This window comes from Pseudomaricurvus albidus, from assembly GCF_018863235.1.
Taxonomy (GTDB): domain Bacteria; phylum Pseudomonadota; class Gammaproteobacteria; order Pseudomonadales; family Cellvibrionaceae; genus Pseudomaricurvus; species Pseudomaricurvus albidus.
In genome coordinates this window covers 159,932-172,782 of record NZ_JAHKRS010000005.1, presented here as the reverse complement: position 1 = coordinate 172,782, position 12,851 = coordinate 159,932, and the positions used below count along the sequence as shown (strand labels likewise).

Annotated in this window: 12 protein-coding genes; 1 reads left to right on the top strand and 11 read right to left on the bottom strand. The window is 51.4% G+C overall.

Annotated features, from left to right (window positions below):
• The first annotated feature begins 77 nt into the window (after positions 1-77).
• A complete protein-coding gene (xseA, locus tag KOI40_RS10395) occupies positions 78-1,436 on the top strand; it encodes an exodeoxyribonuclease VII large subunit (protein ID WP_216097444.1) in 1,359 nt (452 codons plus the stop codon).
• 33 nt (positions 1,437-1,469) lie between these two features.
• Here xseA and KOI40_RS10390 read toward each other — a convergent pair whose 3' ends face one another.
• From KOI40_RS10390 to tilS, 11 genes are all read right to left on the bottom strand, one after another.
• Entirely contained in the window at positions 1,470-2,165 is a 696-nt protein-coding gene (locus tag KOI40_RS10390; protein ID WP_216097443.1) for an MBL fold metallo-hydrolase, read from the bottom strand.
• Positions 2,166-2,204: 39 nt separating this feature from the next.
• Positions 2,205-2,744 carry a rhodanese-like domain-containing protein gene (locus KOI40_RS10385; protein ID WP_216097442.1) on the bottom strand — a complete coding sequence of 180 codons (540 nt, stop codon included), beginning with the start codon at positions 2,742-2,744 and terminating at the stop codon, positions 2,205-2,207.
• 5 nt (positions 2,745-2,749) lie between these two features.
• On the bottom strand, positions 2,750-3,049 hold the full coding sequence (locus KOI40_RS10380; RefSeq protein WP_216097441.1) for an ArsR/SmtB family transcription factor: 300 nt from the start codon (positions 3,047-3,049) through the stop codon (positions 2,750-2,752).
• 221 nt (positions 3,050-3,270) lie between these two features.
• Positions 3,271-5,145, bottom strand: a complete 1,875-nt coding sequence (locus KOI40_RS10375) for a methyl-accepting chemotaxis protein (protein WP_216097440.1) — start codon at positions 5,143-5,145, stop codon at positions 3,271-3,273.
• 261 nt (positions 5,146-5,406) lie between these two features.
• Positions 5,407-5,880 (bottom strand): 2-C-methyl-D-erythritol 2,4-cyclodiphosphate synthase, encoded by a 474-nt coding sequence (gene ispF / locus KOI40_RS10370; protein ID WP_216097439.1) that lies wholly within the window; start codon positions 5,878-5,880, stop codon positions 5,407-5,409.
• Positions 5,881-5,942: 62 nt separating this feature from the next.
• A complete protein-coding gene (ispD, locus tag KOI40_RS10365) occupies positions 5,943-6,677 on the bottom strand; it encodes a 2-C-methyl-D-erythritol 4-phosphate cytidylyltransferase (RefSeq protein WP_216097438.1) in 735 nt (244 codons plus the stop codon).
• A 17-nt stretch (positions 6,678-6,694) separates the two neighbouring features.
• Positions 6,695-6,979, bottom strand: coding sequence for a cell division protein FtsB (gene ftsB / locus KOI40_RS10360; RefSeq protein WP_216097437.1), 285 nt, complete (start codon positions 6,977-6,979; stop codon positions 6,695-6,697).
• Between the two features lie 160 nt (positions 6,980-7,139).
• Positions 7,140-8,426 carry a phosphopyruvate hydratase gene (eno, locus tag KOI40_RS10355; protein ID WP_216097436.1) on the bottom strand — a complete coding sequence of 429 codons (1,287 nt, stop codon included), beginning with the start codon at positions 8,424-8,426 and terminating at the stop codon, positions 7,140-7,142.
• Between the two features lie 174 nt (positions 8,427-8,600).
• Positions 8,601-9,452 carry a 3-deoxy-8-phosphooctulonate synthase gene (gene kdsA, locus KOI40_RS10350; protein WP_216097435.1) on the bottom strand — a complete coding sequence of 284 codons (852 nt, stop codon included), beginning with the start codon at positions 9,450-9,452 and terminating at the stop codon, positions 8,601-8,603.
• Between the two features lie 8 nt (positions 9,453-9,460).
• Positions 9,461-11,086 (bottom strand): CTP synthase, encoded by a 1,626-nt coding sequence (gene pyrG, locus KOI40_RS10345; protein WP_216097434.1) that lies wholly within the window; start codon positions 11,084-11,086, stop codon positions 9,461-9,463.
• A gap of 276 nt (positions 11,087-11,362) precedes the next feature.
• A complete protein-coding gene (gene tilS / locus KOI40_RS10340; protein ID WP_216097433.1) occupies positions 11,363-12,688 on the bottom strand; it encodes a tRNA lysidine(34) synthetase TilS in 1,326 nt (441 codons plus the stop codon).
• Positions 12,689-12,851 lie beyond the last annotated feature (163 nt).

The window sequence follows — 12,851 nt, the reverse complement described above, 5'->3', positions numbered from 1 at the left end:
TTATGGCCCCACTCTATCAATTCATAACAGTCAATTGAGAGATTGAGCACACAGCCATTGGATGACACAATGCCGCCATGCAGACACCCAATACTTTTCCGCCACAGCAAGCCCAACGAGACGTCATTAGCGTCTCTCAGCTCAATCGTCGCGCGCGCCAGCTGCTCGAAACCCACATGTCACTGCTGTGGGTTGAGGGTGAAATATCCAACTTCGCCTGCCCCTCGTCAGGCCATTGGTACTTCACCCTGAAGGACGCCAACGCCCAGGTGAAATGCGCCATGTTCCGCAACCGGAACCAGCGGGTAAGAACCATGCCGCAACACGGTCAACAGGTCTTGCTACGAGCCCGAGTCAGCCTTTATGAGGGGCGTGGTGATTATCAGCTGATCGTCGAGCATATGGAGGATGCCGGTGAAGGGGCACTGCAAAGGGCCTTTGAAGCACTCAAGGCGCAACTTCATCAGGAAGGCCTGTTTGATCCGGCTCACAAGAAAGCGCTACCCACCCTGCCAGAACACATCGGGGTAATCACCTCCCCGACAGGCGCGGCAATTCGCGACATCCTGCATGTCATGGCCAGACGCTTCCCCTCCATCCCCATCTCCATCTTTCCGGTGGCCGTTCAGGGGGCAGAAGCCGCGGGCCAGATTGCCAGAGCTCTACACAATGCCAATCAGTACAGTAACTGCGACCTGCTGATTGTCGGACGAGGTGGAGGTTCATTAGAGGATCTCTGGCCATTTAATGAAGAAGCTGTCGCCAGAAGCATCTTTGCCAGCCGCATCCCTGTCATTAGCGCGGTTGGGCACGAAGTGGATATCACCATTTCGGATTATGTGGCTGATATGAGAGCCCCCACCCCCTCCGCTGCGGCTGAAATTTGCACGCCAGACGGACAGGAGATGTTACGGCAGTTTTACGGCTATGAAGTGCTGCTCGAAGAGGCTATGGCGCGACGCTTATCCCGCTCCCACGAGCGATTGGCAGCCCTCTCTTCCAGACTGCAACACCCGCGCCAGAGACTGCAATCCCAGGCTCAACATCTGGACAATCTGGAAATACGCCTGCGCCAGAACATCCAAAGAAAGCTGCAACAACAGGACCACCAGCTGCGCAACCTGATTTTGCGTCATGAGACCCTGAACCCGGTTAAGACATTGACCCAGCATCGCAAACAGCTGGACCATCTGGAGCAGCGCCTCAAAACAGGTATGCAGCACCAATTACAACAGGCCCGGCAAGCGCTCAGCAAAAACTCAGCCCTGCTCAACAGTGTCAGCCCACTGAACATTTTACAGAGGGGGTACAGTGTTACCACCGACAGCAACGGGCAAGTGGTCCGTTCCAGCGAAACACTCCAGCCAGGAGATACCCTTTTGACGCGTCTGGCCAAGGGCAATGTAAAGTCAACAGTCACACACACGGATGCCTGAGCCGGTTTCAGGCATCCGCCCGCTCTACAGTTATTATGTGACCTTGCCACACTGAAGGTTTGCCGGCACCGCCACATCCATCTGCGCAGGATTAGGAAGATTCAAATTTGCCATTAACGACACATACTCATCCACATCGCTGACCTGCAACCGGGGATTAAAACGTTTCTCTTCACCAATGGTGCTGACAGTCCAGCCTTTGTAATCGTGCCCCGGGTAAACCCGGGTCGCATCAGGCAGGGTTAACAAGTGGGCATGCAGACTTTGGTATTGTGCTGCCGCATCGCCATTTTGAAAATCGGTTCGCCCTGTTCCCCTGATCAACAGGGTATCCCCTGTAAACACACGATCGCCTTCCGGAGTTTTAAAATACAGACAGTACGAATCATCGGTATGACCCGGGGTATAAAGCACCGTCAATGACAACTCATCGACGCTAATAACATCCCCATGACGAAAGGTCTCAGAGACACAGGCCGCGCCAGTTTGCTCACCCATCATGGTCACACAACCGGTCTCATCCCGCAGCCCCCCCAGAGCGGTAACATGATCTGCATGCACATGAGTATCGACAGCGATACTGAGCTTCAGATTTAATTCCTCCAGCAACTGAAGGTACAGCGGAATCTGTTCTTTCACCGGATCGATGAGCAGCGCGTTACCTTCTTTGCCGCCTAACAGATAGGTGTAAGTCGAGCTTTCACGATCGAATAATTGTCGAAAAATCATAGGGACCTCCTTATTACACTGGCACTTGTCTCAAAGGCTTCAAGCGGCCTTATTCCAGGGCATACGCGCCAATATCATGGCCATAGCACACGTATCGGTGATTCCCGCAAACATCAGCCCGGCACCGACAAAACCCGATACTGCGTAAGCCCAGGGAGTTACCAGCGCACCGAGCACTACCCCCAGCAACACCAGAGCCCCCGCGGCGATTCTCACCTGACGCTCCAGTGAAATAACACTTTGCTCACCACGCTCCTGAACATCCGCAGGAAGTGCCTGCACCCCACCAGCCACAACACACACCGGATTATCCAACCCGGCAAACGTTTTATCTGCGGCCATTTCGCTGCGCTTACCTGACTGACAAATCAGATAGACGGTGTCATCTGCAGCCAGATTCTGCTGTTCTGCAACCCTTTTAAGCTGATCTGACGTCAAATCCTGCAAAGGCAGATTGACCGTTCCCTGACAACGCAGACCAGCAAACTCACCGCCAGTTCGTACATCAACACACAGGGGGATTTCTCCACTCTGAACACGCTTGGCAAACTCAGCTGCCGATATAGTTTGGTAGCTCATAATCATTACTCTTCTGGACAAAACAATTCTTTCAACAAAGCGACCACACGGACTGCTCGCTCACCTTTGATTCGATAAAAAACCGACTGACCTTCACGGCGGGTTTCCACCAATCCAGCGTTACGCAAATTGGCCAGATGCTGGGACAACGCGGATTGACTCAAGGCCACCCTCTCATTCAACTCGCCAACCGACATCTCGCCCTCAATTAAGGTGCACACAATCATCAGACGATTTTGATTGGCCAATTGCTGTAAGAGCGATGCCGCCTCACCGGCATGGACTTGTAATCTGGAGAGATCCATAAACTGGCACCATCAATATTAGACATCTCTAATATATGCCGATATATTAGAAATATCTAATATTTAAAAGGAGCAAAGAAGGCTTAAAACCGACACTATGAGAATAACCAAACCTTAAAGAGCTTCACATCCCGCAGCGGCAACTTACCGCTACTTGATAAATTACGGCTCCAAAACAAAAAAGAGGCCCGCAGGCCTCTTTTGATGTCGCTTAACAGCTTTTAATGCCTGAACTCATTAACCACTTCGTTGAGAGAATTGCCCATCACCAACAGCTCTTTGCCCGCCGCAGATGTATTATCACTCTGCTCAGTTAAAGTGTGAGAGATTTCTGCTACACGGTTAACGTTACGATTGATTTCCTCTGCCGCATGACTTTGCTCTTCTGCTGCAGTAGCTATCTGGGTATTCATGTCGTTGATCTGGTGCATCATGTTATGAATATTGCCCAGAATTTCAGCTGATCGGCTCACTAGGCTAATGCCTGTTTCTGCCCTCTCGTTGGAGCGAGTTACTTTTCCGACCACCTCATGGGTGCCGGTCTGGAATTCTGCAATGGTTTCACGAATGGTCACTGTGGATTCCTGAGTTCGCTGAGCCAGTGTACGAACTTCATCTGCGACCACCGCAAAGCCGCGCCCTTGCTCACCAGCACGAGCGGCCTCAATAGCTGCATTCAGTGCTAGCAAGTTGGTTTGCTCGGCAATCCCCTGGATGGTATCGAGAACAGTCTCGATGTTTTTACTGTTTTCCTCCAGAGTCAGCATGGCTGCCGCTGCGGCCTGCACCTCTTCGGTTAACAGCTGAATTTCTCCTCTGGCCTCTTCTCCTGCCCGGGTGCCACTCATGACCTCATCAAGAGTTTGAGTAACCGTACCTGCCGCCTCAGAGGCATTTCTGGCAATTTCCTGGATGGTGCTGTTCATTTCATTCACAGCGACAGAGGCCTGCTCAACTTCACGATTTTGGGATGCGGAAAGGTCCTGAAGCTCGACACTTGAACCCGACATTTGATGCGCTGCTGCACCAACCTGAGTGGCGGTATCCTGGATTTGCTTCATCAGCTCTTGCAGTACATCCAGCATACGATCGAAGGCAGCCCCCATTTGACCCAGCTCATCGTTCTGAGTGTGATTTAAACGCACACTCAGATTTTTGGTTTCGACAATATTCACCATATTGTCTTTAAATCGACCGATGGGCACAAAGATAGAACGGGCCACCCAGTAGCTGAACGTCGCAACAACAAGTATTACCAGCACAATCCCCATTAACAGCTTGTTTTCACCTGATTCCAGCTCATCCAAAATGCTGCTGTCCAGCTCATCCTGCATGGTTTCAAACTGTTCTTCCATGGCGTGAATGGCCGAGCGCATGTTACCTCTGACACCATCATTCTTGGTAAGACCAATTTCTTTTTCAGCGTCAACCAGACGCTCGAAATCATCTGAGTAACGACTCATCAAGGTCTGAACCTTACTCGCAATATCCGACCCTATACGAGACTCCGCAACTGTTTTTTCCAGCTCAGATATAAACGATTGAACACCCTCTTCAAAACGAGTCACGTATTTCACATCCCGACGCAACATGAAGTCTTTCTCATGACGGCGCAGCATTAACATTGCGACTTTAAGCTCAGGGTTATCGGACAAGTTTTGCTCTACTTCGTGTACAGCCTTCCTTAACTGGCCGTACAAGCCACTTTGACTATCCAGACCGATACGTTGCTGGATATCGACCAACTGATTAAAAGTATCGGCGTATTTGGTGATGTAATTCTCCATTACCGTCAAACTTGACGTATCCACACCGGAGCCTTGCAATAGCTGTTCAACGGTTTTGAGCTGCCGACCAGCCTGGGCGAAGTCCTGCTGAAAGACTTCAACATAGGACAATTCCCTTCGAGCTATAAAGTCCTTTTCCGATCGGCGCAGTTTCAACATGGTGATTTGAGCATTTAGCAGAACCTGCTCCGAAGCTTCCAGCTTCTTCTGTGAAGTGGCATTGATTGCAACCAATCCCCAAACAAGCAAGAGGCCAAGCACAGCGATCGCTGCCACCATCAGCAGTTTACGTTTAATCGTTAAGGTCATTCCAAATGTGTCCTGTGAGTCTTCGGAGTAATCAATACTCATATATCGACTGCACAGAGGCTAAACTTTAGTCAGACTGAGATTTAACGTACAAAATTGATTTTTTTGCAAAGAATCATTTGAAAGAAAGGATATGGCGCAAGCCACGCACTACAAAACCGGGCTTTAGCCCGCTTTGTATTTTCATGAGCGAGAGAGGAAAAAGAAATTTGATATCGCCATCTGAGCAGCATGTAGAATGAGGCGACAGAGACACAAAAGTTAGAAGGACTCGAGCAACACAACCGCGTGGGCTTCGATGCCCTCTTTTCGACCGGTAAACCCCAGCTTTTCTGTGGTAGTGGCTTTCACATTGACCTGGTCGGCATCAGCCTCCAGATCCCGGGCAATATTGTGGACCATTGATTCAATGTGCGGCGACATTTTAGGCGCCTGGGCAACCACAGTCATATCGGCATTGGCCAAGCGATACCCCTTGGATTTCACCTTGGCAAACACCATCCGCAATAAAGCCCGGCTGTCGGCATTTTTATAATTCGCGTCCGTATCGGGAAAATGCTTTCCAATATCGCCCAGGGCAACCGCCCCCAGCAAAGCATCACAAAGAGCGTGCAACAGCACATCACCGTCCGAATGGGCAATGAGTCCTCTTTCATAGGGGATCACCACACCACCAATGACAATCTTGTCGCCCTCACCGAAAGCGTGAACGTCATAACCGTGACCTATTCTCATAGAGCTACCTTTGTTTTACTGCCTGCAAACTAAATGATGCCCATCCATGGAGGGACGATACACTAGCTGTCCTGCAATTTCAGAATCAGCTCGGCCATGGGAATATCTTCCGGGCGAGTAACTTTGATATTGTCCCGGCGTCCTTCCACCATCAATGGAACATAGCCAGCACTTTCCACCGCTGATGCCTCGTCAGTAATGGTAATATCCTGCTGGAGAGCAGACCGCAGCGACCGGGACAAAATACCATAACGGAACATTTGCGGAGTTTGCGCCTGCCAAAGCACACGACGATCTACGGTTTCTTCAATACCGTAATTATCATTCAGGCGTTTGACGGTATCACTGACCGGCACCCCAAGAATACCGCCGACCAGGTGCTCCTCGAGCTTCTCCACCAACTCTTCGACATCTCTGAGATCCACACACGGACGGGCCGCGTCGTGCACCATCACCCAATCCAGAGGCTGCATGTACTCGTCCAAAGTGTCCAAGCCGTTGAGCACTGAGTCGCAACGCTCCTTGCCACCTTCAATTACCCGAATTTTTTCATGATTGAATACAGGAAGTGTCGACCAGTAGGAGTCCAGCGGATGCACGACAACCACAATGCCTTTCAATTGGGGCAATTGCAGTAACCGCTCCAGAGTATGCTCAAGAATGGTTTTGCCATTCAAGGTGAGGTATTGCTTGGGCTTATCAGCCCCCATCCGGGAGCCTACACCCGCGGCTGGGACAATCACCCAGTAGCCTTGACCGGACTGCCAGTAACTTTCTTCAGTTAGAGTTTGTGACATGCTGACGCTGTGGCCTTTTATTTTTTCTCTGAGGGATCGACAACCATAAAGAAGGTTTCGTCAGGCTTGATCATTCCCAAATCTTCCCGGGCTCTCTCTTCAACCGCATCGATACCCGACTTAAGGCCTTTGACTTCCGTTGCCAACACCCGATTTCTTTCACGCAAACGGTCATTTTCCAATGATTGGGTCTTGATCTCTTCATTCAGGCGAACCACATCCGCCAAACTGCCCTCACCTACCCACAGGCGATATTGCAGGCCTGCAAGCAGTATCAGCAATATTGGAATAAGCCACTTCATAGTGAAACCAGACGTTCAAGGGAAGATATTGAAGAATAAGATACCACAAACACCAGAGACGAACAGTGAGAGACAACCAGAATCACGATTTTGTAGCCCATACAAAACAGGCCGGGGTTACCGGCCTGTTTTGATGTACACCTGATCTCACCGGCTGGGCTTATTTGAACTCAGCACGACCACGGTAAGGTGCTTTTTCACCCAGTTCGGCTTCAATGCGCAGCAGACGGTTATACTTGGCTACGCGGTCTGAACGACACAGTGAACCGGTCTTGATTTGACCCGCTGCCGTAGCAACCGCCAGATCAGCAATGGTAGTGTCTTCAGTCTCACCGGAACGGTGAGAAATCACCACGGTGTAACCTGCATCTTTGGCCATTTTGATAGCGTCCAGAGTTTCGGACAGGCTGCCAATCTGGTTGAATTTGATCAGGATTGAGTTGGCAACGCCCTTCTCGATACCTTCTTTCAGGATTTTGGTGTTGGTTACGAACAGGTCATCACCCACCAGCTGGATTTTGTCGCCCAGTTTTTCAGTCTGGTATTTCCAGCCGTCCCAATCGGACTCATCCAAACCATCTTCGATGGAAATAATCGGGTATTGCTCGCACAGTTCGGCGAGAAAATCACTGAAGCCTTCTGAGCTGTACACTTTACCTTCACCGGACAGGTCGTATTGACCGTCTTTGTAGAACTCGGAAGCTGCACAATCCAGAGCCAGGGTCACATTATCCCCCAGCTTGTAACCGGCATTCTCTGTGGCTTCTTTAATAACAGCCAGAGCGTCGGCGTTGGAAGCCAGGTCTGGAGCAAAACCACCTTCATCACCAACAGCCGTATTCAAACCTTTACCGCTGAGAACTTTCTTCAGAGAGTGGAAGATTTCAGCACCGGCCTGCAGGGCTTCTGCAAAAGTCTTGGCGCCAACGGGCTGAACCATAAATTCCTGAATATCAACGTTGTTGTCCGCGTGCTCACCGCCATTGATGATGTTCATCATGGGCACTGGCATGGTATATTGACCCGGAGTGCCGTTGATGTCGGCGATGTGCTGGTACAGAGGGATGTTCTTGTCCGCCGCTGCGGCTTTGGCTGCTGCCAGAGAGACAGCCAGAATGGCATTGGCACCAAAGTTTGCTTTGTTCTCAGTGCCATCGGCGTCGATCATGGCTTTATCAAGCGCACGCTGATCAGCCGCATCCATACCGACCAACAGATCCTTGATGGAGGTGTTTACATTAGCAACGGCCTTCAAAACGCCTTTGCCCAGGTAGCGACCTTTATCACCGTCACGTAATTCCAGGGCTTCGCGAGAACCGGTTGATGCTCCGGAAGGTGCACAGGCAGAACCAACTACACCTGATTCCAGAATCACATCAGCATTGACAGTTGGGTTGCCACGAGAATCCAGCACCTCGTAGGCTTTGACATCAACAATCTTACTCATTTCAGCAAACTCTCCGTTTGTATAATGATGAGATGTTTAACGAAGGTTAAAAACGTATGCCTCTAGCCCGCGTACCACTTCTCGTTGTATTAAATTCTTTCAACCTGTGAAAGGTCTCACCAACCCGTCATTGCCACTGCAACAACCTTCACAGGCTTGTGCCAGAAGTCTCGACTATCGAATATCCAGCACCGGCAAATTCTTGATCACGTCATCCACAGCTTTCATTTCTGCCAGGAATGGCTCCAGCTTGTCCAGAGGTAAAGCGCTTGGGCCATCGCACTTGGCCTGATCCGGATCGGGATGAGCCTCCAGGAACAAACCGGCCAGACCGGTTGCCAGACCAGCACGTCCCAACTCAGCCACCTGATGACGGCGACCACCGGAAGCAGCCCCCATTGGATCACGACACTGCAACGCGTGGGTGACATCAAAAATCAAGGGCGCGCCGCCGCTGACTTCTTTCATGGTACGGAAGCCCAGCATATCCACGACCAGGTTGTCGTAACCAAAGCAGCTGCCACGTTCACACAGCATGATCTGTTCGTTACCGCATTCGGCAAACTTTTCAACGATATTTTTCATTTGCCCGGCACTGAGAAACTGGGGCTTCTTCACATTGATAACCGCACCGGTTTTCGCCATGGCTTCAACCAGGTCGGTCTGACGAGCCAAAAACGCTGGCAACTGGATCACATCACAGACTTCTGCAACCGGCTGGCACTGATAAATTTCGTGCACATCAGTAATCACCGGGACATTAAAAGTCTGTTTGATCTCGGCAAAAATTTTCAAGCCTTCTTCCATCCCCGGACCTCGGTAAGAGTGCACAGAAGAACGGTTTGCCTTGTCAAAGGAAGCTTTAAAAACGTAGGGAATCCCCAGTTTTTCAGTGACTTTGACGTAGTGTTCAGCCACTTGCATGGCCATATCACGAGATTCCAATACATTCATGCCGCCAAACAAGGTAAACGGCTTGTCATTGGCAACTTCGATGCCCTGAACAGCGATAGTTTTGTTTTTCATGATTTTCCTTAAGATCGCTTGTTATCGAGCGCCGCCTGGATGTAGCTGGTAAACAGCTTGTGCCCATCACGAGGGGTCGATGTGAATTCAGGGTGGAACTGGCAGGCCACGAACCAGGGATGATCTTCAATTTCGACCATTTCTACCAGGTTGTCATCCGCAGACCAGCCACCGATTTTCAGACCGGCTTTTTGCAGCTGGTCTACATAGTTGTTGTTCACTTCGTAGCGATGACGGTGACGCTCAACAATCACATCTGCCTCATAGACTTCACGGGCTTTGCTACCCGGGACCAGTCGACATTCCTGAGCGCCCAGACGCATGGTGCCACCAAGATCCGATGCTTCATCACGTTTTTCCACATCGCCATCAGCGGTAATCCACTCGGTGATCAGACCAATCACCGGATTCTTCGTATCTTTGGAAAACTCGGTGCTGTTGGCGTCTTTCAAACCCAGTACATTACGGGCAAATTCGATAACAACAGATTGCATGCCCAGGCAGATGCCGAGATAAGGGACCTTGTTTTCACGGGCGTATTGAACCGCTTGCAACTTACCTTCCAGACCACGCTCACCAAATCCACCCGGAACCAGAATTGCGTCGACACCCTCAATCAGGGAAGTGCCCTGTGCTTCCACGTCTTCTGCATTGATGTACTTCACATTCACTTTGGTGCGCGTGTGAATACCGGCATGGGTCAGTGACTCATTCAGAGATTTGTAGGCATCCAGCAGCTCCATGTACTTACCCACCATGGCAATGGTGACTTCATGCTCTGGATTCAGTTTGCCATCAACCACACGATCCCACTCGGACAAATCAGCTTCTGGAGCTTCCAGACCGAAGTTTTCCAGAACAATTTCGTCCAGCTTGTAGTCTTTCAACAGCTGAGGGATCGAGTAGATGGTTTTCGCATCAGGCAGTGGCACAACCGCACGCTCAGCCACGTTGGTAAACAGGGCAATCTTGCGGCGGGAATCTTCATCCACTTCGCGCTCGGAACGGCACAACAGGATCTCCGGCTGCACCCCGATAGAACGCAACTCTTTTACCGAGTGCTGGGTTGGCTTGGTTTTGGTCTCACCGGCGGTGGCGATATAAGGAACCAGAGTCAGGTGAATCCACTGGGCTCGCTCACGACCCAGCTCAACTTTCAGTTGACGGGCGGCTTCGAGAAACGGCTGGGATTCGATATCACCAACGGTGCCGCCGATTTCCACCAGCGCGATATCAGCATCGCGGCCACCTTCCAGCACACGGCGCTTGATTTCATCGGTAATGTGAGGGATCACCTGTACGGTACCCCCGAGGTAGTCGCCACGACGCTCTTTGCGCAACACGGTCTCGTAAACACGACCGGTGGTGAAGTTATTGCGGCGGCTCATTTTGGTGCGGATAAAACGCTCGTAGTGTCCGAGATCCAGGTCGGTTTCGGCGCCATCTTCAGTGACATAAACCTCACCGTGCTGGAAAGGACTCATGGTGCCGGGGTCGACGTTGATGTACGGATCGAGCTTGAGGACCGTTACTTTCAGGCCCCTGGACTCCAGAATTGCGCCCAGAGAAGCGGAGGCGATGCCCTTACCCAAAGAAGAAACAACACCACCAGTTACGAAGATATATCGCGTCATAAGAACCTTGCTGAATTAACGATCAAATATTGGGGTAAGGCCGCTTGAAATCATCGTTGAGTTTCCGTTATGAAAGACCGTCTTCGTCACGTTCAGATGACCGTCTTAACAGGAACTACAGCAAGCCCTTAAGATGGGACGCCAGTCTACCGGAAACCCCTCTTTGCCTCAATCGGAAATAGGGCCGCCCGGGAAGGAAATCGGGCTTAAACGGACAATTCGCTGACTTTTGGGACAAGCGACATGCAGTGGCGGATAAATTAGCGACAACGGACCCTAGTTCTGGCCTGCCACAGCCTCACACCGAAGTCGATAACCCGGCTCTGAAACAGCCTCCCAGCCCTTGCAGTACCAGAGGTCTGCCACCACGGCTATCTCATCCCCCACCACTAACAGGGGCAGCTGATAGCGCAGCCAGGGCTCCAGGTCGGACTCCTGAAGCAGTTTTTTCAATGTCTGGGAGCGATCCCGCCAACTGGGATGACAACGCTCGCCGCCCTGTCGCGCCCTTACCTTGAAGCCCCCTGCCGGCAACCGGAAACCGCCCTGCTCCACCTCTTCCAAAGTGAGCTGCCAGCGGCCCCACTGCAATGGCTCAAGATCATTCCAGCACAGAGTGGCATCTGTCGTCTGCTTCGTTAATTCAGCCGGCAGGAGGAATAACCGCTGACGAAAGCGTCTCAGCCGAACTGTTCCCCATAGCACTTCTGCCCCGCTGTCTTCCCGGCCCCCGATCAGCTGGGTCTCTACCTCTTGCAAATGAACCCGCTCAGGAGGATTCAGGTTCTGTCGCTCCAGCCAATAACGAATGAGATTGCCCCGCCGAAACGATGACAGCGTCTGAAGAGCTGCCAGACTGATACTGCTGCCCAATCTTTCCTGCCGCCAATCCATTTGCTGCCAATCCTGGCCAGCGACTTCCTGCGCCAACTGATCCGACTGACGGCACAGTTCGGCACTCTGCTGCCATTGACCGGTAAAATCCGGCCAGCGTTGCTGCACCGCAGGTAACACCTGATGACGCAGGTAATTGCGATCAAAGTCGAGCGAGCTGTTGCTGTCATCTTCTACCCAGGACAGCTTCCACTGGCATGCCTGCTCCTCCAGGGCGGAACGTCTCAGACCCAGCAGCGGTCGATACAGGACTCCCGCTCCAACAGAACGCTGGTCAACCATCGCCGACAACCCCTTCGGCCCACTCCCCCGCAACAACCTGAGCATCAGGGTTTCCGCCTGATCATCCTGATGATGGGCCAGCAAGAGGCCATCCCCCGGCAAAAGAGTTTGCTCAAAGACCTGATAGCGGGCTTGTCGGGCCGCGTCCTCAATGCCTCGCCCGCCGGATTCCACCGAGACGCGCTCAACAACCAACTCCACACCGAGAGCATCACACTGACGCTGGCAATGGGTTTGCCATTCATCCGCGTAATCGGATAAACCATGATGTATATGCAATGCCATAACAGGCTGCGAGGGATTTATGCAAACCAGCCCCTTTAACAACACGGTCGAATCCAGACCGCCACTGTATGCCACCCACCAGCGCTTAACCGCAGGATGAGCTGTGACAAACTTCTGTAGGGTTTCTAAAATGACTGACATGGATTCCACTGTTTACACGTTCATAGCTTTTACAGACCCAAGACCCGGCACCATCAATGCTATTCAATGGTGAACTCGTGATTTGGCTCAATTCTATCAGCTGCCATACAATGCTCCCATTCAGTCTTGGTCAACTATCGTTATAAATATTCATTTAAAACCC